The sequence below is a fragment of the Streptococcus sp. SCPM-O-B-15294 (M123) genome, from assembly GCF_058200455.1.
The window spans coordinates 101053-127305 of sequence record NZ_JBYQGU010000002.1 but is presented as its reverse complement, the minus strand read 5'-3'; the positions used below and the strand labels follow the sequence as shown (position 1 = coordinate 127305).

Genomic DNA, 26253 nt, shown 5'->3' with positions numbered 1-26253 from the left:
CAAGTAATTCTGATATTTATTATTTTCGAAGCAATGTGAGCATTTCTTCGTTTTTTTCTTGGTAATAATTAAAATATCTATTATCAATCTCAAAACTATCCTGCAAAATATTGCGTAATGCTGCAATTACTTCATTCATTTTTTTCCGACTTATTAATCGACTATCAATTTCTGACAATCCATGAGCCACCTTATTTCGCTCTCCATTTAAATTCGTAATCACTGATAGTGACTTCAATAAATCTGGAGACGCTTGATAATAGCTTAAGATATTCGTGTAGGACAATAGATTTAAAGTAGACTGATAAGGATAAATAATTTCCTCGACTTCTTTCAAATCTCTCATTTGTTTAAATTCAGAATCTAAATAAAGTAGAAGATTTTCAAAATCTTCGTATTCTTCATTTAATTTCGGCAGGCTCCCTTCAAATTTGATTAAACCAGGGTGCTCCTCCTTGATTTTTTCTTCAAGGATAAATTCAACAAATGATTTGGACTTAATTAAAACATCTGCTACTTGTCCTCTTTCTTTCAGAACTTCAATCATTAAAAAGTAATTGAGAGCCTTCTTTTTAATATCTGAAAGGGGGTAGTTCTGAATTTCTGAAAGTAGACCTTGATTTTTAAAGACTTTTACAAAATCATTTAGTAGATTTCGTAACCGAGATAAGTCTTTTTTGGGCAGTAAAGCATGATACTGCTTTTGATTGATAATTTTTTCAGCAGCTTGGTAATCATAAGATGCCAGTAAACTTCGCAAATGACGTTTTAACAATGAATGACTGAACTTCTCGGCTTCATCCTTGATTGTGCGATTTTCGTAATCTTTTTGGCTATCCTTATTGTCATCAAATAACCTTTGTTCGTCTTCACTTGAAAGTGGTTCATACTTTCTATTTGCTGATTTGTTTGGAGTTGCAACCTGTATGGCTTGCGTATTGTAATCATTAATTCGATTTAAGGCAAATAAAGCCGAAATAATTTGAGGTGTTCCTGAAGATAGATTTAAGATCAATTGATCATCTGTCCCAGAATATTTTTCGATAATCTGTCCCATCACTTCATACATTTTATCAAATAGATAGACTTCATCATTTTTTAATATGATTGGTTCAATAACCACTTTAGGATGATACCCCTCTATTGAATATAATGCTTTCTCAACAAGATCTTTTTTTACTAACATTTCCTCACTATAAACCAAAACAATCTGTTCGGGTCTGTAAGTTCGAGCAATATGTAATAAAGCTGCATCTCGATTATTGCTTATCGGATCTGTCGTTCCAACTGCTGAAATTAAAATTTCCAAGATATTCTACCTCTCATTATTTCAGTAATTCTAATAATTCCTTATTAACATCCTTGTAAAAATTAAAATCCTTCTCAGTGAGTTGATACTGTTCCTTGATTAGCCCTTTTAAGGTTTTTAGAACAGGACCTAACTGTTTTAATTCCTCAGAATCTAATGGATCCAATTTGTGAGCTACAGTATTTCGAGTTGAATTCATGCTAATAACCGATTTGATTTTTTTGTATTGATTCCACTCATTCTTTTCTTTTAATATCTTACGATAATCCCAAATTCCAAGGTAATATTTCTCCGATTCATTCACGTAATTATCCAGAAATCCTGGATAACAATTTTCGATATAGTCTTCTAAGATAAACTCTGTAAGGTTTTTAATTCTAATCAGGCCTTCACTAAAATTACCACGTTCTTTTTGTAAATCAATAGTCAAATAGGCATTTAATACTTTTTTCTGTTCTTCACTCCATTTTTTCTTTTGAAGGAGTTGAGGTACAGCTTGCCTATCTAATGAATCCACAATATCTTGTAACTTCTTGCGACATTCTTTCAAACCAGGGAAGTCAGGCAATTGATTTGCTAGCTCTAAACTGGCTTTATAATCATATTTCTTAATAAAATCACGTAAAGTTTTTTTCATTAAGCCTTGCTTAAATTTATCTGAAGTATCTTCAATAGTTCGATCGACAAAGTCCCGCTTATTATCTATATTTGTATCAATTAGTGTATCAATATCTTCTGAATCATCATGCCCAACTCCAGCGTTCGATTTTTTTTCAGGACTTGGAACTTGTACTGCCTTGACATTGATTTCACTTAGTCTATTAAGAACAAACAAAGCTGATTTTATTTGAGGAGTTCCACTTGAAAGATTAAGAATAAATTCGTCTTCTTTTGTGTAATACTTTTGTATAATAGCATCAAATTGATCAAACATGGTATCAAAAATATGTACTTCATTGTTTAAAATGATTGGCTCATGGTATACAATCTCTGGGACGTATTGACTATCAATAGAACGAATTACTTTCTCAATATCATCTTTCTTACGAATCAGTTCCTCAGAAAAAACAATAATAATCTTATCCGGACGGTATTTCCTCGCAATATGAACTAAGGCTCCATCGTGAAAATTCCGGATTGGATCCGTATTCCCCACTGCTGAAATCAAAACCTTCATTTAGTAATCTCCTTAATCATAAAGTTTGCCTTGCCCATTTCATAGAAGGATTCATCATTTTTTATTAATTTGGAAGGCTGAACAGAGTCATCTTGCTTTAGGATAGGGGCTTTTGTAAGCTTTAACACACCTTTACCCTTCATCTTAGTTTGGACCGGTTTCTTGTGGCGGTCTTGTATGATTCCATTTGCTTGTTTAAAAATTGTTTTTGTCCAAGCTCCACTACCAGCACCCAAGTATATAGGATAGTCAATATTATCTTGGATCTTATCTTCCGGAAAATCTTTTAGGAAAAAGTTTTTATAACCCTTATAAAACTCTAGTGCCTTATCTTCAAGTTTTTCAATTAAAGTTGCCGCTTCTGCTGTCGTTGTGGTAATTGTAAACTCTACTTTAGTCAAAGGAGCAATAGCTTCTCGGTATAGAGGTAAAGGTTTTACTTTTAGCGATTTAGCTGAGCAGTCCCATTTTTGAACTAAAATAAGACTCTCATTACTAAATGGTTTGCTATCACTAACACGAATGGCATTAAATAAGTCATTGAATTCTTTACCCTTCTTAGCTCCCCAGGAAATCATATTTTTATTTTCCTTAGGACGTTTACCACGAGTATCAACCACCTTTTTATTGTTCCAGTCAGGATTTGTATTCATTAGAATAGTTCGAATAGCACCCTTTAATGAACTTCCAGGAATATATGGAGTCCCAAACGGGTCTCTCATAAACTTTACTACTTCATTAATAGCACCTAATTTGGAATCATTATCATTCTCTTCAGTTTCCAAACCTGTCTCTTTAATCCTATAACCACCAAAATCACGGTCAGAAATACGGTTATCCAGTAAAAAGGAAATCAAACGATTATTACTTGCTCTTGGCTTTCTCTCTTGTAAGAAGCGCTCAAACTTCTGATCATATCCTTTCTCCACCATTCGATTATAAAACTTACCCATATCAGGGAAATAAAAGTACCCATTTTCATATATAAATTCACGAGAAGTGTACTTATCACCACTGCCAATATGGATAGGAGCCATAGAAAGAAGGCTGAATTGAAAAGTTCTATATTCTGTTTTCATCTTTCTCCCTCCATCTTGAAAAATAGTGGTTTAGCATAATTTAATACTTCATGTGGGAAATCAAGAGGTCTTACATCCACAATCTGTCCTGTAAAGGTTTCAGAGAAAGTAGAGCCAGAAGCAAACTTATATAAATCCTGCTTACGGTAATTTTCATTGGTTTCTGTACTAAAAGCAAAACCACTTGATTTACTTAGTAAATAAGAACTAGCTTCCATTGTATTTTTAAGATCATGTTCAACCGGTAGTGAAGTTGTCAAAGTCATGACAGGTCCTTGATGGACCTTGGTAAGACGATTTTTGAAGCCATCTGGTAAATCTAATATAGTCAAATCAAATTGTCCATAGCCACTGGAACGCTTCCCACCAATTCCTGTATACTGCAAGCTTGTCATGAGTTCATTCAAGAGCTCAGACTCGTTTGCAATCACATAAAGTGAAGAGTCATCTCTAAATCTAACAGTAGAAACTTGATAAAGAGCCCCATCCACATGAGGTTGATTTTTTGTGACAATATTTGTTACTACGTGTTCTTCATCTTTAAAAAGCGTTCCATTTACATAAGAATCAAAATTATCCAAAGGGATAAACTGAAGTTTCTTTGCCATTTTTGCTTGACGTCTTACTTCCTTGACATCCGTTGTTAAGTCTGGCTGTTCAAACTTTGGAAATCCTATCGGCTTAGGTAAAAATGGACCTGACAGATAAGGAAAGGCATCAGTCAAAGCAAATTCATCTTGACCCGCCATTGACACGAATTCCTCCATTTTCCCCATTTTTTTCGCCTCAATAGCTAAGGCAGAAAATAAGCGGTCTGCCGAAAATGTCATTTTTGAACTATCGAGCGTTCCCGCTCCAAAGTGAGCAGTATGGAAGTTCATAATATACATCTTATAGGTCATACTAGACCTCCGTAGTTAAAAGTTCATTCAATCTACTAACATCATAGTTTCCGAAAACTGTATTTGCTTTAAGATCCTCAAAAACAACTTTACCATATCCACGAGAGCCTGAACCACCTAAATAATCAAGTTCCAACAGTTTTAATCCATCAAGAATCACTTTAAAGTCTTCTTCTACTTGAGCTTGACTCTTGTCTGTCACCTCATAGATCAGCTCAAATCCAAAGACACTGTCTCGGATGGCACGTTCAATTTGTCTTGGATTTGCTTCAGCAGTGATACGGTCAATAGTGTTTTCAAATTTAACTTCTGTATAACTCTTGACACCCAATGCATCTAGCTCATCCTTGTTAACAAAGAAGGCATCTCTGAAAATGAGTCGTCCCATTTTATAGCGATCATCTGAACTGTTCCCAAAGAGGCGACTTAAAATTTCTCCATCTTCTCCTGGTTTCTTAGCCAGTCGTTCATTATGAACTTTTGAAAGAAGACTGCGCATCTTCCCCTTTAAACTTGACCCTGGAATAATGGGTAAGTTCGTAATTGGATCTTTAATCACAGGTGAGTCTGTAGCACCAATCGCCGCAAAAGCGTTGCTTGTTCCAATATGAAGTCCTGTCTCTAGACGAATTTGTGCTGTTACTTTAATTTTTGCAAATGCCATTAATCTTTTCCTCCATAAAACTTGAAATAGGCTACTAGTGCTTCCATATAGCGACAAAAACGTTGGAGACTTTCCTTATTGTTGATTTCTTTTAGAATATCTAGAATTTCAGACTTTTTCACCAAGTCTTTAACCGCTATTTCTCGGCCCGATTGATAAACAAACTGCACTCTCAAATAAGCAATTTTGTCAGCCAAATCCTTATACTCTCTAACCTTGCTTTCATCAAAGAGGGTACTCGTCAAGCTTAGTAGGTTTCTAATTTTGCTAGTTGTCAAAAAGAATGCTTCAGGGTTCCTAGAGTCTCTAGTGTTTCGACTCAATGATTTAATAACATTCTCTGCCTTATCTACGTAATTATCATCTGTTAAAATTGCCATCTATGAATCCTTTCTAATCTCATAAACATAGAGAAGTAAAGCCAACTCTGCTTCTTTACGTTCAGATTCGCTACCTGTATACCAAGAAAAGAATAAATCTTTGAAGGTTCTAAACTCTTCTTTTTTGTCTTTAGATGTATGGTCTTCCAATCGAGTTAAATAATAAGCTAAACGAGCAATATTCATCCGATCGTAATTGCGAAGGAGCTCCATCAGTTTGTAAACAAAGCTCTTTCCACGCTCATCTTGACTATTAAAGTAATAACGAATCTGTTCAAGTTTCCCTCTATAGACATTCTCGATAAACTGATCAAACTTCAAGGTATAGGATTTGTCAAAAAGGGAAATACTATCTTTATCGTTGTCCTTAGCAGCCCCCTCTAAATCACCAGTTTCTTCAGCCATGAGGCTAACTGGAGTTTTATCTGGAAAGAGGCCGATTCCTGCTGATAGGGTTAATTTGCCATTTGTCCACTTGATAAAGTTTTGTCGGAGACAAACGGTAAATTCAATAACATCCTGCCAGGAACCAATCGCAAATACGTCATCCCCACCAGCATAGATGATCGAAAGTTTTTTCTCTTTGGCAAACTGGTTGATATAGACCTTAAAGAAGAGACTCATAATTCTAGAGAAGGTAGCTGAGCGAGCCAGAGTATTATACTTGCCACCATCTTGATAAGAGAATCCAGCCATAAAGGCTGCCCCTAGATCATCCACATCAAGACGAAGAACGGCTAGACGCTTGATCCCTTGACCAGACTCACTATCTTTAGATAAGTTGGCATATTGATCAATCTCAGCATATTTGTAATCTCCTACAAAGACATGGGTTGCTTTTAGGATATCTGTACTATAGCTATTCTTGACATATACACGAGTCCACTCCTCTTGAGCAAGCTCATCTTTTGAAACACCTCTAATATAGGCTCCTGGTCCAATCGGGAGGCCTTTTTCTTTTGTCACAAGATAATACTGCTCTTGTATCTCCTTGGAAAAGCGATACATACCAGCACAGATATGACAGACCTCTTGGTCTTTATACTTGGTAAGCTTTTCGACTGAGTGGCAAATAGCACATTCTCTCTGAGAACTTTTTCCTCCTTGGTTGAGTTCAAGGAGAGTTTTGGCATCATAGCGAGAAATTTTCTTTTGGGAGATCATGCGACTGGTGGTTTGATAGACTTTTCGATAGTTGGCCAGTGTAGTGGTCATATCATTGGCAGAAAATGGACTCCAACCAAAGGCGACATACAAGCCCGTCTGGAAATGTTTGACCAAAAACCGATTGAATTCTGCTTCAAAGCTAGCCAAGGTTTCTCTAGTTTTTTCGGTATTCGGAAGGATAAAGTAGGCATGCCCACCACCGACGTAAAGGAGATTAGCTCTTGTCAGCTCTAACTTCTCCAGTAAACTATCGGCTATATGTTCCCCCATAAAATCTAGATACAAGGAACGGGCTTTTAATTGCTTGGCTGCCCCAGCTGTTGCGATATTGTAGATAAAGTCCTGAATCCCTGATAGGTCAAAACTGGCTAACAAAAAAGCTTTCTGATCATAAAAGTTCTCTATATCCTGCACCAGGACCTTCTCATAGTCTAGATAGTTCTTTTCCGCTAAATAATCTGCTATAGCAAGAGCAAAGCCGGCTGTCAAACGGCTATAGGTTGCTAGGGAAATATCCGATAATTCCTTCATCTTAGTCGAAGCAGGGACATAGGAAAGAGTAGATTCAAAGAGATTTAATAGAGAATCTATCTGCGATTGACTAAAGTCAAACCGCTCAAACTCTTTCTCCAATATCTCCACTAACAAAGGATAGTCTGATGGACTAGACGACTCGTCCGATTCCCTAGCAAAGTTTGCCTCTCCAGCAAGCTCTAATGGCCGCGCATCAAGATAACGCTGACTAGGGATATCTGAAAATACATTGAAGATATCCGATTGTTTGGTTAGGAAATCTTCTTTTCCTTCCTGAGTCTCTGCTGCCCCTTTTAGACCAGAAGCAATCTTTGCAGCAGCTGACGTAATATAGACCAAACTATCAGGAGCTAAATCCGTCGTCACATCACTAGAAGTCGCCTGAGCTATCTGCTGGGCTATTTTTTCATTATCCGAAAAACGCCTAAACCATTCAGCTCCAATGGTTCCGAAGTCTCTTTCATCATCAGTTGAACGTTGGATCACCTTGCCGACAGCGTGCAAAAGCGATCCGTAAACTAAATCAATCTTTTCTTTCTTCAAGTTCTAAACCTCCCATCCCTAAACTTGTTTTCATGCCGAGGCCTGAGTATTCCCCAAATTTCAGGAGCATATTGGCGTAGGCTTTTAAGGTATTTGGACCTGTAATCTTAAAGGTCAACTTCCCTTTAAAGGCTGGTATCTTTTTGCCATGGACCTTAAAATAGCTAGACTCTAGTCGATAGCTAGTGATTCGACTATGTTCCACTAAGTAATCCAAAGTTTCCTCTTCAATATCCGGACGATTCTCGACCAGTCGGACATACTTCATCATCAAACTTTGATAGATGAGACGCATAGTGGGAAAGAGGACATACTCTCCCTGAGAGCGAAAGCCTGTTGGAGTTTGAAAATGGATGGTGAAGAGCGATCGATCTTGGTGTTCATTAAAAATAGCAAAGAGCTGCTCCGAACTGAGATCTTGCATGGTTATAGACTGAACTCCAAAGACCGGTAGCCCATGTAGTTCCACTCTTTGGAGCTCCAATACAAAAGGCAAAATCTGCTTTATGGCCTCATCTGTTAGGAGATGAAGTGTCCAGAGCGTCTGCTCTCTTTGATGAGTGACCTTCATAGAGTATGGATTGGTCTCCTGCTCATGTAACCAAGCCACATAGTCTGGATCTAATTTTTCCATCAAGAATCCATGCAATTTAGCAGATAGGTCGATTGGCGATTGGTCGATTCGCTGAAATGAAATAATGATGCGTTTCATATGCCTCCTTTATGGTTCTTTTTTCTCAAAGCTCTTAGCGAAAGAAGCTTCTAAAAATCCCTTGTCTCTCTTATCCAAACACTTTATGTACGAAAAAACCCCAAAAGTTGAAAAGTACTTTTCACCTCATTTGGGGCGCCCTTAATATAACTAAATATTAACATCTTTTGTAAGCGTTGTCAACAGTTTTTCTAGTTTTTGTCCTCTCTCGAGGAAGACAGGTATCTTTATAAAAATGGTTAAGCTTCCTTAAACAGGAACTCAGGAATCATTTCCGGCCCCTATCGAGGGTTGGGTGGGGTCCTACAAAAGCGATTGAAGCAGTTATTGCTAACCACTTCTTGCGTTTCCGGCCCTTATCGAAGGTTAGGTGGTTTTCTACCTTTGAAATGAGCGAATATGGAACACGATCGTCTTATCTAGTTTCCGGCCCCTACGAGGCTGGGGAAGGTTCCTACAGGAAAAAATATGGCAAACGAAACAAGTGCAGAAGGGTTTCCGGCCCCTATCGAGGTATGGGTAGTTTCCTACAGGGTGGAAACATGAATAAACAAGAGTTGATTGAAGTTTCCGGCCCCTCGCGAGGCTTGGGTGGAGGCCTAAGTAAAGATAAAGAAATCGTTACTGGTAAAATCATTGGGTTTCCGGCCCCTCTCGAGGGTTGGGTGGGTTACCACATATGAACATCGTAACACTAGTAGGTCGTATGACCGCTCAGTTTCCGGCCCCTCTCGAGGGTTGGGTGGGGTCCTAATTCAGAAGAGGTTCTAGAAGCCCTTGAAAATGCGAAAGGTTTCCGTCCTTCTTGAAATATTGGAGTTTATTACACAAACAACAGAATAGAATTCTATTCCACAAATCTTTCCCTGCACTTTTTTATGATTAGTGAAGTTACTTCTTTGTCTAAGCCAGAGCCCAAACCAGAGCCCAAACCATTTCCGACCTCTCTCGAGGGTTGGGTGGGGTCCTACTTATAAAAGAAGCTTTAAAGAATATTGCTAAGGATGTTTCCGGCCCCTCGCGAGGATTGGGTAGTTTCCTTCGAACTCATCCAAATCGTACCGTTTAAAGCGAACGGGTTTCCGGCCCCTCCCAAGGCTTGGGGAGTTTCCTACGCTACTGAAGTTGGCGATTAGACTATCGCAGAATTGTTTCCGGCCCCTCTCGAGGATTGGATAGTTTCCTACTCGACTCCGAGCGAAGTACCTAATACGGAAAAATAGAGTTTCCGCCCCCTCTCGAAGCTTGGGTGGGTTCCTACCGAAACAATTAAAATGGAACTTCGGGAAGAAATGGTTTCCGGCCCCTCGCGAGGTATGGGTGGGTTTCTACAATTACAAGTAACACAGGCACAGGTTGAAATGTTTCCGGCCCCTCGCGAGGTTTGGGTGGGTTCCTACTGCTATGCTAACAACGTTCGACAACCCATACAATCCGTTTCCGTCCCCCCTCGAGGCTTGGGTAGGGTCCTACCGTGAATCTCATGAATTAAAGAAGAAAGAGCTTTTCATGTTTTCGTCCCCTCTCGAGGTATGGGTGGTTTCCTACCTTCAGTTCTCAGACTTATCATGAAAAAATTGGTTTAGTTGTTTCCGTCCCCTCTCGAGGCTTGGGTTGTTTCCTACCAAAGATATCAAAATCATAGGAGGTAGACAAAATGGTTTCCGGCCCCTGTCAAGGTATGGGTGGTTTCCTACAAGTGGGGATCACTTGACGCAGCCATTATGCGAGAAAAAAGTTTCCGGCCCCTCTCGAGGCTTGGGTTGTTTCCTACAAGAAGAAGACGGATCACGCCCAACGGATTTCATGTTTCCGGCCCCTCTCGAGGTATGGGGGTTTCCTACTTGAAATGCAAGAAGGCTATGAGCAAGAAATTAAATCGTTTCCGGCCCCTCGCGAGGCTTGGATAGTTTCCTACACGCATCTTGGAGAAAAAATAGAAAGAAGGGAACTATGAAGTTTCCGGCCCCTCTCGAGGCTTGGGTTGTTTCCTGCGAACAAAAACAAGTTTTTAACAACATCGTTGGTATTGAGTTTCCGTCCCCTCTCGAGGATTGGGGAGTTTCGTACGCAAAGAAAGAAGGTATTTAAAAATGCAAATTATTACGTTTCCGGCCCCTCTCGAGGTATGGGTGGGTTCCTACACGATCAAGGCGAGCAAAGCTCCTGCATTCAAGGCGTTTCCGTCCCCTCTCGAGGATTGGATGGTTTCCTACTATCAATTCAGATAGCATGTTACAACGTGACGTGAGAAGGTTTCCGTCCCCTCGCGAGGCTTGGGGAGTTTCCTACAAAAGTAAAATTAAATTTAAGTATCGAAGTATCTCCTGGTTTCCGTCCCCTCTCGAGGTATGGGTGGGTTCCTACTCTAGAAATCGATTTATCAAAAATTGCCCGGGGTGGGGTTTCCGGCCCCTCTCGAGGTATGGGTGGGTTCCTACTTGAAGCAAGATGCTGCAGAACAAAATCGGAGATTGTTTCCGTCCCCTCTCGAGGCTTGGGTGGTTTCCTACATTGCTGAATATCTTGAAAGCGTTTATCACGAAGAGTTTCCGTCCCCTCTCGAGGCTTGGGTGGTTTCCTACCTATCTGTACACTATCGAAGAATAGCACCTATACATGTTTCCGTCCCCTCTCGAGGCTTGGGTAGGTTCCTACTTAGTCGGAAAGAAGGAGAAAAATGAGTTTAGTTTCATTGTTTCCGGCCCCTATCGAGGTATGTGTGGGTTCCTACGGTGGTAAACAAAATGGAACTTTTTGAAAAAATTGGTTTCCGGCCCCTCGCGAGGTATAGGTGATTTCCTACGGCTGTAGATTTTAAGAATGGCGAGGTGATTCGAGGTTTCCGGCCCCTCGCGAGGTATGGGTGGGTTCCTACAAGAGCGTCATATCGATAATCTTGTAAAACAAGGGTTTCCGGCCCCTCTCGAGGGTTGGATCGGGTCCTACGTTCGAGAGGAATTGAAAAAAGAAGGCTTTAGCTCATTGTTTCCGTCCCCTCTCGAGGCTGGGGTAGTTTTCTTCAGTTGATGTGTATATGTCTGGTTATGATATCGTGACGTTTCCGGCCCCTCTCGAGGCTTGGGTTGTTTCCTACCACTCTTGACACTTACAATGCTGACAAAAAAGCATAGTTTCCGGCCCCTCTCGAGGCTTCGGTAGTTTCCTACCAATGCGAAGGCAGCTACGTTTGCAAAAGCATTCAACGGTTTCCGGCCCCTCTCGAGGCTTGGGTGGATTCCAACGGTGTTATCTCTGGTGGAAAAGTTACTGTTAACGCAACGCCGTCCCCTCTCGAGGTATGGGTGGTTTCCTACCCCATATCTTGTATCCCAAAAGGGAATCAACACACAAGATATTTCCTACCTAGAAACTAACCTAAGTATACCATATTTTACTAGAGCTTTCAGCTAGAAGAACAAACAATCTTCCCGTTCTACCGAACCCTCATCCTCGTTCAACCGAATGGTTTCTTCCCGACTACCGACATAGATGATAATATTATACTCTTGCTTGGCATCATAAAAATCTTGAAGAGCACTGAGCAAGAGCTGATAACTAGAGACCTCTAAATCCACCTCAAAACAAGACCGTTGCACTCGAACACCAAAGCCCTCTAGCAGTTTAGCCAATTTCAATCTCCGTTTATTGCAGGTGATATCGTAGATAATCAAGCAAAAGAGAGACTTTTTCTTAGCGAACTCTTTCTCATCTGCTGATAAATGATAGAATAATCCCATTAGTTATCTCCTGTATCACATGTTCGATAAGAGTGAGGAGCTAGCTCCTCAAACGATCTGATCAAGCTTTTGATTTGCTGATCAGCAGTATAGAAAAAACAGTAGCGTTTGCCATCCCCTTCTACATATGGATGGATTTCCAGCATTCTTTCCCTCATTGCTCGGATAAAGATTTCACGTCCCTCATCTGTTAAGAGGACCGCACCATCTTCCTCTTTTTCAAAATGCTCCTTTCCTAGCTCTCCATGGAGGAGCAGATCCATCACTGTATTATCCACGATGATGGGGCGCCACTCCTCCATCAAATCACTGGCAAGACTAGCATGATGATGGTGGTTTTGGTGCAGGATACCAAAGCCGAAGCTCAAGCCATTCTTACGAATGAGTCCTAAGAAACAAGAATACAAGAAAGAATAGCCGAAATTGAGTAGACTATTAAAACAATCCTTGGCAGGCCTCCTAGTCCGACCATGAAAACGAAACGAGTCTGGAACAAGGAGACTCAGATAGTAAAAATAGGATTTTGCGATTCGTCCTTCATAGCCCATAATTTCTGTTATCGATTCTGCACCAGCAAACTTATCGAGCGTTTGCTCAAAGCGAGTGAAATCTTCGCTAGACAGTAGTCCTTCTCGATCATATTCCTTCAGTAAGGTGAGTTGGTGCTTGACCTTGGCCGTCGCAATTTTCTGAGCAAGAGCCAAGCAGAAGGCCGGCTGGAAACAAGCCTGAACTTGAATCTTTTGTTTTTCAAAATCCTCCTGTCGATAGGAGTCTAAACAAAATAAGAATTTTCCATCTTTTGTAAAATAATAGACATTCTTTTTAGCCATCGCCAACTCTCGTAAGAGTTGGGTAGAGAGTTGAGCCGGTCCAAAAACTAAGATATTCTCGACCAGATGGATCGAAATCTCCCTGACAATTTCACGATTCCCATTTTTCACGATAATTCTGTGTTCAGATAGACCTAAAGCATAGTCCGACTTTTGTACGAATAAATCACTCATGTCCTGACACCTCCTCAATGGACAAAGGATATTAGTTTATCACATTTTCAAAAATAGTCAAGCCATTTATAAAAAATATGCACAAACAAAAAGACCTACCCGAAGGTAGATCTCTTGTTGCTTACAATTTAGCTTCTACTGCATCCAACAAGTCTTGGATCTTGGCTTGGTTGCTTCCTCCTGCCATGGCCATGTCTGGTTTACCACCACCACGTCCATCGACGATTGGAGCCAATTCTTTAACCAAGTTACCAGCGTGGATATCTTTTGTCTTGCTAGCTACGAGAAGGTTGACCTTTTCACCGATTGCTGCGACAAGAACAAGCACATCAGAGTAGTCTTTTTGTTTCCAGTTATCCGCAAAGGTACGAAGGGCACCTGCATCTGAAACTGAAACTTGACTTGCAATATAACGATGTCCGTTTGCTTCTTGAACATGTTTGAAGACATCGCCTGCTGCCGCTGCTGCTGCTTTTTCCTTCAATTCAGCATTTTCTTTTTGCAATTGACGGAGTTGCTCTTGAAGTCCTTCCACCTTATGAGGTACTTCCTTTAGTTGAGGTGCTTTAAGAGTTGCTGCGACTGCTTTTAGAGCATCTTCTTGTTCACGATAGGCTTCAAAGGCTTCTTTACCAGTCACTGCCAAGATACGGCGAGTTCCTGATCCAATCCCTTCTTCTTTAACAATCTTGAAGAGACCGATTTCAGAAGTATTGCCAACGTGAGTACCACCACAGAGTTCCACTGAGTAGTCACCGATAGTCACAACGCGGACTTCCTTACCGTATTTCTCACCAAAGAGGGCCATAGCTCCCATTTCTTTAGCTGTGTCGATGTCTGTCTCAACTGTTTCCACTGCAATGGCTTCCCAGATCTTCTCATTGACTTGCTGTTCAATAGCACGCAATTCTTCTGGAGTTACTGCTTGGAAGTGGGTAAAGTCAAAGCGGAGGAATTCGACTTCGTTGAGTGAGCCTGCTTGAGTAGCATGGTGGCCAAGGATATTGTGAAGGGCCGCATGGAGCAAGTGAGTGGCTGTGTGGTTCTTCATGACACGGTGACGACGATTGCTATCGATGACCAAAGTGTATTCTTGGTTCAAAGCAAGCGGTGCAAGGACTTCAACAGTATGAAGTGGTTGTCCGTTTGGTGCTTTCTGTACATCTGTTACTGTCGCTACGACGTTTCCTTGAGCATCCAAGATTTGACCGTGGTCAGCCACCTGTCCACCCATTTCAGCGTAGAATGGAGTTTCTGCAAAAATCAGTGATGCAGTTCCTTCTGAAACAGCTTCTACTTCAGCATTGTCCGCTACGATAGCCACTAATTTTGAAGGTAATTGGCTGGCATTGTAGTTGAAGACACTCTCAACAGTAATGTTTTGAAGGGTTTCGTTTTGCATACCCATGGATCCGCCTTTGACGGCTGACGCACGCGCACGTTCTTGTTGTTCCTTCATAGCCGCTTCAAAGCCTTCACGATCGACCGTCATGCCAGCTTCTTCAGCGATTTCTTCTGTCAACTCTACTGGGAATCCGTATGTATCATAAAGTTTGAAGACGTCTTGACCAGCAATAACCGTTTGGCCTTTTTCTTTCAAGTCTGCTACGATACCTTGGGCAAAGTGTTGACCTGAGTGAAGGGTACGAGCAAATGACTCTTCTTCGCTCTTGACGATCTTTTCAATAAAGCCACGTTTTTCAAGCACTTCTGGGTAGTAGCTTTCCATGATTTTTCCAACAGTTGGAACCAGTTTGTAAAGGAAAGGCTCGTTGATGCCCAATTTTTGACCATGCATAGAGGCACGACGGAGGAGACGACGAAGGACATAACCACGACCTTCATTTCCAGGAAGGGCACCATCACCGATAGCAAATGACAATGAACGGATGTGGTCCGCGATGACCTTAAAGCTCATGTTGTCGCCATCTTGGTCGTAGACCTTACCAGATAACTTCTCAACTTCGCGAATGATTGGCATGAAGAGGTCTGTTTCAAAGTTGGTCTTAGCACCTTGGATAACAGCTACCAAACGCTCCAAACCAGCGCCCGTATCAATATTCTTGTGTGGCAATTCCTTGTATTCGCTACGAGGTACAGCTGGGTCTGCGTTAAATTGTGACAAGACGATGTTCCAGATTTCGATGTAACGGTCGTTTTCGATATCTTCTGCGAGAAGGCGAATACCGATATTTTCTGGGTCAAAAGCTTCCCCACGGTCAAAGAAGATTTCTGTATCTGGTCCAGAAGGTCCCGCACCGATTTCCCAGAAGTTGTCCTCGATTGGAATCAAGTGACTTGGATCCACGCCCACTTCAATCCAGCGGTTGTATGAATCTGTGTCATCTGGATAGTAGGTCATGTAAAGTTTGTCTTTAGGAAAGTCAAACCATTCAGGACTTGTCAAGAGTTCATAAGCCCAGGTAATGGCTTCATCACGGAAGTAATCCCCGATGGAGAAGTTCCCCAACATTTCAAACATGGTATGGTGACGCGCCGTCTTCCCTACGTTTTCAATATCGTTGGTACGAATGGCTTTTTGCGCATTGGTAATCCGTGGGTTTTCAGGAATGATGGTTCCATCAAAGTATTTTTTAAGAGTAGCAACCCCTGAGTTGATCCACAAAAGGGTTGGGTCATTTACTGGAACTAAGCTAACAGATGGTTCTACTGAGTGACCTTTGGTCGCCCAGAAATCAAGCCACATTTGGCGGACTTGTGCACTAGATAATTGTTTCATGTTTTCTCCTCTATTTATTGTTTTCTATTGATCGGCTTAGGAGCCATTCTCCATCATTTCTACATAGTCAATGGCAAGACACAAGGAAATCACAAGATTAGCATATTCCTCTTCATAGACGGACACTTGATAAGTCGACGTCAAGGTAAAGACTTGTTTGCTAATCTCTGCAACCAGCTGGTCGCGATCATCCAATAACTTGAAATCCAAATCCCAGATATTGCCTTCGATACGTAGTCCTAAATTAGAAATATCGTACTTATCACGGAGTAAAGTTAGTTTTTTACGGATGAAAAAACTGGAGCCATCCGCTAATTCTACAGTGAATTGGGGTAAGAGGCTAAAAGGCTTCTTCGTGATATGGCTGACCTTCTGGCCTTCCACATCAAATACAGTAAAGGTTTTAGGAATCTTCAAAAATGAACCTTCTACCTGGTATTCTACCATACCTAGATCATTTTTGATGTCAAAGCGTTCCCCTCCAAGTCGAAACTTTTGTTTGACCAGATACGTTTTCATCAGTTTCCTCCTGCAAATCCATAGGAAGACCTTTCTCTTTTTAGAAAGGATCTCCGGTAGAAGATGCTGAAAAAAAGACAAGCTCACTAACGAAGGGCGAAAAACCGCGGTACCACCTTCATTCAATGAACTTGTCATTCTTCATTCGATTATGTAATTGTTCCATTGAGTAGCAAAATCATTCCTCTTCCATGGCTCGCACCCCCGCCACTTCTCTGAATCTGATTCTAAATGATTTATTCTCAACTATCTCATTATACAGATAAATACAATGCTCGTCAACTAATATCCTTATTTAGAAGATGAGCTATCTTCTGTTGTTGCACCAATATTTTGCATGTATTGGTTGAAGGTTGCCTTGAAGGCATCATCTTTCACCTTGATATTGGCATTAGACATTGCTTTGGCAATGATGCTACGGATAAAGTTGGCATCATTTTTACGTTCTGCCGTCAGAATTTCTTTCAAGCGTTTTTCGTATTTCTTCCAATCTGATCCTTTTTCTTCCTTCTTAGTTACTTTAACGATATAGTAGGCACCAGCGTTGTTTTGACTAGCAGGAACAATGACAACATCAGAAATACCATTTACATCAAGCTTAGATGCTGCTTCCTTAACACGGGTTGGAACAGTTGTTGTTCCAGAGTCAAATTTGATTTCTCCACCCTTGTCTTTGGTGCTAGCATCTGTAGAATTTTCTTTGGCAATTTGTGCAAAGTCTGCACCTTCAGCTTTTACACTTGCAAGAACTTCATTCGCTTTTTCTTCTGAATCCAATTTAATCACATTTGCAGTGATTTCTGGTGTATAGGTTTCAAAGGCTTTTTTATAAGCTTCGTCTGTCAATTCTTTTGAAATAGCTTGGTCAACCGCATACTCTAACAAAAGATTGCTACGGATTTGTTGTTTGTTGGTTTCTTCTGTCAAACCTTGTTGAGTGAGGTAGCTATTGAAGGCTTCACCCAATTGTTTCTTCTGCTCATCAACTTTTTTCTCAACATCTTTGTCTGAGACTTTTGAGCCATATTCTTTTTCAAAGACTTTGTTAATTGTCATTTGGAAAAGGTATTGTTGTGCACCTTGGTTGTGTTTGATTTCATCATAGAAATCACCAACAGTGATGGTATCCCCCTTCATTGTGACGATATCCTTGTCACTGCCACTTTTTGCACAAGCTGCTAGCGCTACAACGGATAAAAGGGTCACCGCTCCAGCTACAAATTTTTTCTTCATGTTTATTTCTCCATTCTAAAATTCACTGCTACTATTTTACCACAAATTCAACAGGATAACTTAAATAAGTCTAAAAGCTACTCTTCTGTCGGCAAGGAAATCTCTTCCTGATTTTTACGAATCATGAGAATGCCATCACCGAGCGGAATCAGACTGGCCGTCAAGCCAGGATGGTCCAAAGTGGCATCAAAGAGACGTTGCAAACCTCGATAGATGGTGCGTTGTCCACGACGAACTTCCATAATATCACGCGCCACATCTCCTCCTTGGAAGATATCGTCCAAAATGACTACACCTCCAACTTCCAACCGTTTGAGAACTTCTGGGAGAAAGACGATGTACTTAGACTTAGCCGAATCCATAAAAATCAAGTCAAAGCGTTGCTCAATATGCTCCAGTAGGTCCACCGCATCACCCTCTAAAAGGGTGATTTGCTTGCGCTGGTCAAAACGAGCAAAGTTTTCCTTGGCAAAACCAATCATTTCCTCGTTGCGATCAATGGTCATAATCTTTGCATCCGGCACTTGCTCCGCCATCAAGAGGGCCGAAAAGCCGATTGCTGTCCCAATTTCTAAAATAGACTTGGGCTGCATGGTCTGCAAAAAGAGACGAAAGAAAGCGACCGTTTCATGAGGGATGATAGGAATATTTTCCCGCCGAGCAAATTCTTCGAGCTCCTTTAAAGCATCCGTTACCGGCGCTTGGCGCTCCCGCATAAAGGAGACAATTTCCTCCTTGACAACCGGTCTACGCATATTGTGGTTGGCATTTTTACTGTAAGACTCTACCATCTTAGGCCAATCCTAATTTTTCAACGAGAGCCTCAAATTCATTGAGACGACGTTCAAAGACTTCAAAGGCTGCATGGAGGTAGTCTTCTTTTTCCATATCAACACCCGCCTTGCGGATGACATTTAGTGGATAATCTGAATTTCCGGCTTTCAAATACTCTAGGTATTTGTCCTTATCTTCCTGTGTTCCATGAACGATTTTCTCAGCTAAGGCAGAGGCTGCTGCAAAACCAGTCGAATATTGGAAAACATAGTAGTTATAGTAGAAATGAGGAATACGAGCCCATTCGTATTGGATTTCTGGATTGTCTTCTTTTGAAAGACCATAGTATTTCTCGTTCAAGTCCGCATACAGCTCATTCAAGAATTCACTGGTCAAGACTTGTCCTTCTTGGTCGGCCTTGTGAATCGCATGTTCAAACTCAGCAAACTGGGTTTGACGGAAGACTGTACCACGGAAGCCATCCAAGAAGTGGTTGAGAATAGCAAAACGGGTTTCATCATCTTCGACTTCTGCTAACAGTTGCTCGGTCAAGATATTTTCATTGGTTGTGGAAGCTATCTCAGCAAGGAAGATAGAATAATCTCCATAGACATAAGGTTGGGTTTCACGGGTATAGCTGGAGTGCATACTGTGGCCTGTCTCATGCACCAAGGTGAAGAGATTGTCCAATGTATCTTGCCAGTTCAACAACATAAAGGCATTAGTATCGTACGATCCACCTGAATAAGCCCCTGAGCGTTTTCCTTGGTTGACATGGACATCGATCCAACGTTCAGTGAAGGCGCGCTTCACGCGGGATAGGTAGTCCTCACCAAGCACTGCCAAAGCTTGCTCAGACTTGGCAAGGGCTTCTTCATAGGTGAACTTGTAATCGGTAGAAGATAATGGTGTGTAGACATCATACATCTTCAAATCTTCAATTCCCAAGATTTTTGAGCGGAGTTTCACGTAGCGTTGCAAGAGTGGCAAGTGCTTGTTGACCGCTTCTACCAAGCTATCATAGACGCTCTCTGGGATAAAGTTAGCAGAAAGAGCTGCCTCACGCGCGCTTGAGAATTTGCGAACCTTGGCATTGTAATTATGGACCTTGACGTTGGTCTGAAGGGTCTTAGCATAGGTATGTTGATACTGTTCGTAGACACCATACAAGGCTTGGTAAGCTTCCTTACGGACTTGGCGGTCCTTCGACTCAACCAAAGAAATATAGTTTCCATGGGTCAACTGAACTTCTTGGCCTTGGTCATCCTTCACCATTGGGAAGACGATATCTGCATTGTCCAAGATCTCAAAAGTTTCACCCGCTGCAGCAAAGATTTCACCCGCTCCTGCTAACAATTCTTCTTCTTTTTGAGAAAGGACATGCTCTTTGGTTTTGAGCAATTTGTCAAAGTAATGAGCATAAGCTTCTAAAGCAGGGACTTCTTTCAAGAAGTTAGCATATTGCTCTTCGGTGATTTCCATAAATTCTGGTTCGTAGAAAGCAAAAGTCTCCCCTAAAAGGCTGTAAAGGGACATCGCTTTTGATTGGAATTCTTGGTATTTGGCTACGCGTGTGTCCTGGTCATTCTTCATATGGGCGTAGACATAGACCTTCTCCAAACGACGGCTCAAGTCCAAATAAACTTCTGTGGTTTCTAATAGGTTGGCCGGAGAAGAAAGTAAAGAGCCTGCAAAATGGGCAGCATCTTTAATCGCTGCAGCTAAAGCAGTTGCTTCTTCTTCCCATGCTTGGTCTGTCGCAAAAATGGTCGACAAATCCCATTGGTATTTTTCATCAATTTCATTTCGTTGTTTTACCATTACAAAAATCCTCCAATGTTTCTATTTTATCACATATATTAGCATTTGGGGGTATTTGATTCACGGAAATTTAAGCTTTCTAGTTCTGATAAAAACGTGGGGAATAGAGAGTCTGCGTCGCTTTCATTCCGGTTTGGAGATAATAGGTCATAAAGTTCTGGTAATAGCTTCGCCAGTCTCCCCTAATCTGGATAAAATTCCTAGACTTCAGTGGCCGACAAAGGGGATAAAAGGCTTCCAAGTCTAACTCCAGGAGATGCTTTCCTTTCAGATAGAGCTGTTCCTGAAGGGCCATCCACTTAGGATGCCGGTAATACAACTGTTGACGAAGATAGTCTTTAAACTGTCGGTCTAGAGGGACCGTCATTCGTTGCAAGGCTTGTTTGGCATAGGGGGTCCGCAAAACTTCTAACAGATTCCCTCCATAAAAAGGAAAATGTTGAGTCCGATAATGAAGACGCCCTCGCAAGTCTTGATGAAGCAGATAGTGGAGACGAACTTCCTGCTTCTCTAGGTCCAACTCCCAGAGATGAAAGCCTCTATTTTGGCTAAAATAGACAAAACATTCTTGCAGAGCCGACAGACTTTTCTTGAGCCATAAGTTTTTCCCTAACAACCAATAGACCTGATAACCATGCTTGCGATAGGCATCGCTCCGTTCTTTTAAACGCTCCATAGACAAGGAACTACATTGCACTTCTAAGGCAATCTTTTGATCCGGAAGGAGAACATCCGCAATCTGTTGGAAAGCCTGCAGAGGACTTTCCACTTCAGCATTAGAGTTTTGCTTGGCCCATTGATAAATCCCCAATTTCAACTCCAAATGTTCTGGACTCTCCGTCTCATGATGAAAGGGACAATCCTCTAGGGTAATGTGAGCAAAATGAGGACGCATCACGGGCCCTTTCTTTAAGCGGACTTCCTTTCCACACAGGAGACAGAAAAAAGGACCTTCCTTTTTCATCGGGATCTTCTCCAAACAATTCCAACGCTGTTGCTTTGCATCTGTCGCAATAAACATGTCATCACCTCCACTTATATAATTCGTAACCGAAGACGCTTATATATAGGAGAAAGAAAAAAAGGAGCCCAGCTCCTTGTTGAATGCAGACAAACTATTATTTTTTTTATAAAACAGCTGGATGATTTTCAAAACATGACTTTCATTTTTTAGTCATTAAGAAGATGAAAAACTTTCCGCCGTGAGAAAAGTGCCTGAAACAACTGTGTTTCAGGCACTCGAGAGTTTTGAGACCTTAGGCTCAAAACTAAGTCATGGAACTTCGTAGAAGTTCGCTGACGTCCGTACTCACCTAAGGAAAGTTTCTAAAATTACTTTATCTTCAATCTGAAAGGAGCCCAGCTCCTTGTTTAGATATAATCGTTCTTACATGTAAAGCAACTACTCATCCATCCTAGACGAGACGTTAAAAAACGTCCCTCGCTTATTGACCTGGCTCACTCGTTTTCTCGCCTGATGCCGGATTTGGAGTTTCCGATGATGGAGCAGTCCCATTTTCAGATGCTTCAGCTTGTTTTCGAGCCGTTTCGAATTTTTCAACAATAGTTGCACGAGTAGCTTCGGGGACTTCGGTGTCTTCGGCCCCTATCGTATCCATGGATTCATTGAAGCGGGCCTTGCTCGTTTCCATTTTCTCTTTCAAGTCTTTCAGATAGGTCTCATAGGTCTCTTTAGCTGAGCCCGTCAGTGATGCTCCTGCTTCCTCTGAATGAGCAACGGTTCGGTCCATCATCAAAGCATAGAGCGCTTTAAAGTCTCCAACAGTTCTAGCAGTTTCAAGTTCCTCATCTGTATACAAGACAAAAGGAGACTCTGAGGATCCTTTTAAGCTAGTCACTTTCTTGCCCTGAGAGGAGGTTGTAGACTTGCCTATCCCCTGAACTGACTTTTCACTGGACGAGGTCCCTTCTTGATTCGAGCAGGCTACTAGCCCCATCACTCCCAGTAAAGCAACTATCGATAACAATATTTTTTTCATTCAATCTCTCCTTTTTAACCTTCCACTACCATTTTAGCATCAAGCTAGGTTACCGTCAATTCATGTATTCTCCCTGAGACTTTCTAAAAAAAGACCAGAGATCAGTCTATCTCCGGTCTATCGATTAATTTGGACGAAGCGCACTTCTCCCTTATCTCCAGATACTTAAAGGTTCATCCACTGTCAGAATCCCAGAAAATATAGGCATCACGTGGACAAGTTCTCCTATCTCCACAACTTTTCCAACATGAGATATAAGAGAGGACACTCTATGGGAAGAGGGAGATTCTTGCAAGTAGAAAATCCCTCCACTCTTCGCCTTCTTTTGGCTTTTAACCAAAAAGTCCAATGTAACAATCTATTTATTCATCTGAATCAGAATCATCATCGTCTGAATCTTGGTCTACTGGTGACTCTGCTGAGTCTTTAGCAGAGTCGCGAGCATCTTTCAACTGTTCAATAAAGGTTTCACGAAACTCTTTTGGAACTTCCGTATTATCATCTCCATATTTCTCAACCGCTTTGTTAAATGCTTCCTTAGATTTTGCAAGAGTCTCCTTAAGGGCATCTGCCGTTTGAGCAAATGTCTCTTTGGCACTTTCAGGAAGAGATTCCATTGATTCAGTCATCAGGCGATTGGATTCTTCCACGATTTTTGCGTAACACTTTTTAAAATCACCAACTGTTTTTAAGTTTTCAAACTCTTCGTCTGATGGTAATTCATCATTGGTTGTTTGAGAGCTAGTATTAGAAGAAGTCTTTTCTGCCTTAGATGAGCTAGAAGATTTGCTTGTTACCTTTTCTGTCTTCTCAGTAGATGAAGAAGCTTCGGTTTTTGCTTCTTGCTTACCTGAACAAGCTGCAAGCGAAGCAGCTGCCAACAAGGCTGTAGTAGATAAAATCAATTTTTTCATTTGATTACTCCTTTAATATTGATTCGAAACCATTGTATCATCAAATAATTTGACAGTCAAATCAATCACTAACTGATGATAGATTGTGAAAAAACATCCGAAAATGTAGGAGAACAACTGCTCTAGCACTGCTTCTCTCCTCCCAGAAAGTAGCTGTTCCTTTGCTTCACTACAAAAAAAGATTTCCGTATTTGGAAATCTCAAATTAAAAAAATAGTATTCCTAGAAACTTTCCTTAGGTGAGTACGGACGTCAGCGAACTTCAAAGAAGTTCCATGACTTAGTTTTGGATCTAAGGCTCCAAAACTCCCGAGTGCTAGAAATATCCTGTTTCTAGCACTTTTCTCACAGCGGAAAGTTTTTGATCTTCTTAAATGACTAAAAAATATAAGTCATTCCTTGGTAATCATCCGACTATCTTAAGTAAAAAATAGTTTGTCTATATTCGAAGATTTCCAAATCTGGAAATCTTTTTATTTTCTCTTATATCTTATGTTAAAGAAAACTCTTAAGAAAATGAAGGGAAGGAAGCAAAAGAGCCACATTGGATTCCAGCCTTTTTGACGACCACTCGTGGACTTCTGATGGGTCGCTTCTACTGCGCTTACAGCCTGCGTTTGCTGAATGGACGGAGAAACAGTTTGCAAGCCATTGGCGATTTGTAGTTGGCCATTTTGAACACTAATCTCTGGATTGGTCCCTCTTTTCACTGTAGCATAGAAGGGTTTGTCTAAGTGATAGGTTTGGCCCTGAATCGTGTGATCCCCCGCAGGCAGCACCTCTTTGTATTCATAATCCTGATATAGTCTTTCAATCAGGGCATTCCCAATGACGTGGCGAAGACTTTCTGCAATCTCTACATCATAGTTACCGACTCCCATAATGACTTGAACAAATCGCTGATTTCCACGATTAACCGTCAAGGTGTAATTATAATCTGCTGTCGGACTGGAGCCGGTTTTTAGGCCATCTGCTCCCTTTAAAGAATATCTTCCACCTTCCAAGGAATAATTATAATTTTCATGGGTTTCTTCATAATCTGTACCTTGGAAGAGGGTTATCTTGGCATTTTTAGTATAGTTGAGAATTTCAGGGAACTCGTTAACTATGTGATAGGCCAAAATAGACATATCTCTTGCGGTTGTTTGGTTAATGGCATTTTGATCATAGCGGGTCGGATTATAGTAGCCATCTAAGACTGCAGTTGGGGCACCATTAGGATTGTTCCATTTGGTATTGGTCATTCCAATTTCCTGGGCCCGCTGGTTCATCAAATCCAAGAATTTATCTGGATCTCCTCCAGACACCTTATTGGCAATCATGATGGTAGCCGCACTGGATGAAGGAACGAAAATCATATTTAGGAGGGTCGATACCTTGTATTGAGCCCCCGCAACAATGGGACTATTGCTCAACTTCTGATTTTGCGAAATGATCACATCCGTATCTGTCGCAGTAATCATGGTATCATAATCCAGCTGCCCTTCTTTAATAGCTCTCAGAAGAACATAGACGGACATCAATTTGGCCATACTACCGGAGTCACGAGGAGCATCAATATTATCGCCATAAAGAATAGCTCCTGTATGAGCATCAACGACAATATCAGCCTTGGGACGGAAAAATTCATCCACCGAAGCCCCTGATTTTTCTGTGATTGACATGATATCTTCTTGTTGGTAAATATCATCCGCCTTTGCTTGCATTGGGAAACATAGGCAACTAAGGGAAAGTGTCGCAAATAAGGCACGTTTAAACTTCATTCTCTCTCATTTCTTTCATAAACATCATCGTTCTCCATTATAGCATAAGTCCTTCTATTCACAAACTCTATTTCCTAAACTTTTTACTCCTTCGTGTTCCCAAAGAGACCTGGAGATTTTCCTTTTGGCATCTTTAAAAAGAGACTTAGTAGAAGGACGAGGACCAGGACAGCCACCAAGAAGGAACTCATCATTGAAAATCCACCGTGATCCACAAAGAAAGCTGCTAGCGGTTGCAAGAGAATGGTACCAAGATAGCGGACTCCTTGCACAAGAGCCATGGCTAAGACTAGATCTTTTTTATCCACCTGTTGGGAGATAAAACGCAAGGAGACCATGATCAAGACCATCCCTGTCGTATGCTTAGCCAAGAGGGTGACCAGCACTTTTAAGAAGACAGGAGTCGGAAGAGCATAAATGAAATACTGGAGCAAGAGAATCCCCACAGGAAGCAAAATCAGGAGACGCAAGGGCCAATGGTCCATAAAACGGTCTGAAAAAAAGATGAGAGGCGCTTCTACAACGACAGATATGGCCACAACTGTAGAAGCTATCTGAACAGGGAGGCCACTATCCATTAAAAGAGCTGGAATATAGGTATGGCCGATATTGCCCACACCTGACACCAACCCCATCAATAGTAAGAAAAAGAGATAGGGTCCATTATGGAGCAAAGGACGGATCGAGACAGCTTCTTTCTGTACCCGATTGGTCTTGTCAATACGGATAGCCCCTAAAGTGAAGAAACTAAGAAGGATCGTGACCAATACACAATAGTATACAGACTGGGGGCTAAGATGAGCATAGAGCCAACCAGCTAGGTGGGCTCCAGCCGCATACCCTAGCGTCCCCCAAACGCGGATTTTTCCAAAAGCATAGGGACTCTGGGTAGCTAAAATCTCCATCATGGGCGCCGTCCCATTTAGACACAGTAATACCAAGCCATAAAAAATCGTCAACCAAAAGAAGTTAGGGGCCCAGATAAAGCCACCCACTCCTGCCATGAGGACTCCTAAGCTCAAGGTCGTGATTTTAACAATACCAAACCGTTCATTGATATAACCAAATAAGGGCTGGGTAAGCATGGATAGGAAAAAGGCAGTCGATACCAAATTAGAGACCTGACTGGCTGAATACTGCTGGCCTATCAGATAGACAGAGATCAAAGTCGTAAAGAGGGCAGTCGACATGAAGTAAAAACTATATAAAAATAAATAAGAAGGATAGGAATTTCGAAATGCTTTCATAAGTTTCCTTTCAATTTGAGAAATAAAA

Annotated in this window: 20 protein-coding genes; all 20 read right to left on the bottom strand. The window is 41.3% G+C overall.

The window, feature by feature from the left end; genetic code table 11:
- Positions 1 to 19 precede the first annotated feature (19 nt).
- Positions 20 to 1309 carry a type III-A CRISPR-associated CARF protein Csm6 gene (gene csm6, locus AC3E8G_RS02240; protein WP_490676917.1) on the bottom strand — a complete coding sequence of 430 codons (1290 nt, stop codon included), beginning with the start codon at positions 1307 to 1309 and terminating at the stop codon, positions 20 to 22.
- A 16-nt stretch (positions 1310 to 1325) separates the two neighbouring features.
- Complete coding sequence (gene csm6 / locus AC3E8G_RS02235) at positions 1326 to 2486, bottom strand: type III-A CRISPR-associated CARF protein Csm6 (protein WP_414286136.1); 1161 nt, start codon at positions 2484 to 2486, stop codon at positions 1326 to 1328.
- Positions 2483 to 3565: a type III-A CRISPR-associated RAMP protein Csm5 gene (gene csm5, locus AC3E8G_RS02230; RefSeq protein ID WP_414286137.1), complete on the bottom strand. Its 1083-nt coding sequence runs from the start codon at positions 3563 to 3565 to the stop codon at positions 2483 to 2485. Before csm5 ends, csm6 (AC3E8G_RS02235) begins: the two co-directional genes overlap by 4 nt.
- A complete protein-coding gene (csm4, locus tag AC3E8G_RS02225; protein WP_414286138.1) occupies positions 3562 to 4467 on the bottom strand; it encodes a type III-A CRISPR-associated RAMP protein Csm4 in 906 nt (301 codons plus the stop codon). The genes csm5 and csm4 overlap by 4 nt, the downstream gene beginning before the upstream one ends.
- Before the next feature lies 1 nt (position 4468).
- Positions 4469 to 5131: a type III-A CRISPR-associated RAMP protein Csm3 gene (gene csm3, locus AC3E8G_RS02220; RefSeq protein ID WP_414286139.1), complete on the bottom strand. Its 663-nt coding sequence runs from the start codon at positions 5129 to 5131 to the stop codon at positions 4469 to 4471.
- Positions 5131 to 5511, bottom strand: coding sequence for a type III-A CRISPR-associated protein Csm2 (csm2, locus tag AC3E8G_RS02215; protein WP_414286140.1), 381 nt, complete (start codon positions 5509 to 5511; stop codon positions 5131 to 5133). The genes csm3 and csm2 overlap by 1 nt, the downstream gene beginning before the upstream one ends.
- Positions 5512 to 7755, bottom strand: a complete 2244-nt coding sequence (cas10, locus tag AC3E8G_RS02210; RefSeq protein ID WP_414286141.1) for a type III-A CRISPR-associated protein Cas10/Csm1 — start codon at positions 7753 to 7755, stop codon at positions 5512 to 5514.
- Positions 7736 to 8467 (bottom strand): CRISPR-associated endoribonuclease Cas6, encoded by a 732-nt coding sequence (gene cas6 / locus AC3E8G_RS02205; RefSeq protein WP_414286142.1) that lies wholly within the window; start codon positions 8465 to 8467, stop codon positions 7736 to 7738. The genes cas10 and cas6 overlap by 20 nt, the downstream gene beginning before the upstream one ends.
- Positions 8468 to 11877: 3410 nt before the next feature.
- Positions 11878 to 12207, bottom strand: coding sequence for a CRISPR-associated endonuclease Cas2 (cas2, locus tag AC3E8G_RS02200; protein WP_414286143.1), 330 nt, complete (start codon positions 12205 to 12207; stop codon positions 11878 to 11880).
- Positions 12207 to 13214: a CRISPR-associated endonuclease Cas1 gene (gene cas1 / locus AC3E8G_RS02195; RefSeq protein WP_490676916.1), complete on the bottom strand. Its 1008-nt coding sequence runs from the start codon at positions 13212 to 13214 to the stop codon at positions 12207 to 12209. Before cas1 ends, cas2 begins: the two co-directional genes overlap by 1 nt.
- A 121-nt stretch (positions 13215 to 13335) precedes the next feature.
- Positions 13336 to 15954 (bottom strand): alanine--tRNA ligase, encoded by a 2619-nt coding sequence (gene alaS, locus AC3E8G_RS02190; protein WP_414286145.1) that lies wholly within the window; start codon positions 15952 to 15954, stop codon positions 13336 to 13338.
- Between the two features lie 36 nt (positions 15955 to 15990).
- The gene (locus AC3E8G_RS02185) at positions 15991 to 16611 is read right to left on the bottom strand and encodes an LURP-one-related/scramblase family protein (RefSeq protein ID WP_414286146.1); all 621 of its coding nucleotides are present in this window, start codon (positions 16609 to 16611) and stop codon (positions 15991 to 15993) included.
- A 153-nt stretch (positions 16612 to 16764) separates the two neighbouring features.
- Positions 16765 to 17706: a peptidylprolyl isomerase gene (locus AC3E8G_RS02180; RefSeq protein ID WP_414286147.1), complete on the bottom strand. Its 942-nt coding sequence runs from the start codon at positions 17704 to 17706 to the stop codon at positions 16765 to 16767.
- A gap of 77 nt (positions 17707 to 17783) precedes the next feature.
- Positions 17784 to 18497, bottom strand: coding sequence for an O-methyltransferase (locus tag AC3E8G_RS02175; protein WP_414286148.1), 714 nt, complete (start codon positions 18495 to 18497; stop codon positions 17784 to 17786).
- Position 18498: 1 nt separating this feature from the next.
- Entirely contained in the window at positions 18499 to 20301 is a 1803-nt protein-coding gene (pepF, locus tag AC3E8G_RS02170) for an oligoendopeptidase F (protein WP_414286149.1), read from the bottom strand.
- 79 nt (positions 20302 to 20380) lie between these two features.
- Positions 20381 to 21322 carry a competence protein CoiA gene (locus AC3E8G_RS02165; RefSeq protein WP_490676914.1) on the bottom strand — a complete coding sequence of 314 codons (942 nt, stop codon included), beginning with the start codon at positions 21320 to 21322 and terminating at the stop codon, positions 20381 to 20383.
- A 424-nt stretch (positions 21323 to 21746) separates the two neighbouring features.
- Positions 21747 to 22301, bottom strand: a complete 555-nt coding sequence (locus AC3E8G_RS02160) for a hypothetical protein (RefSeq protein ID WP_490676913.1) — start codon at positions 22299 to 22301, stop codon at positions 21747 to 21749.
- A 362-nt stretch (positions 22302 to 22663) separates the two neighbouring features.
- Complete coding sequence (locus tag AC3E8G_RS02155) at positions 22664 to 23215, bottom strand: hypothetical protein (protein ID WP_490676912.1); 552 nt, start codon at positions 23213 to 23215, stop codon at positions 22664 to 22666.
- Positions 23216 to 23688: 473 nt separating this feature from the next.
- Positions 23689 to 24978 (bottom strand): DUF1958 domain-containing protein, encoded by a 1290-nt coding sequence (locus tag AC3E8G_RS02150; protein WP_490676911.1) that lies wholly within the window; start codon positions 24976 to 24978, stop codon positions 23689 to 23691.
- 83 nt (positions 24979 to 25061) lie between these two features.
- Entirely contained in the window at positions 25062 to 26225 is a 1164-nt protein-coding gene (locus AC3E8G_RS02145; protein WP_490676910.1) for an MFS transporter, read from the bottom strand.
- Positions 26226 to 26253 lie beyond the last annotated feature (28 nt).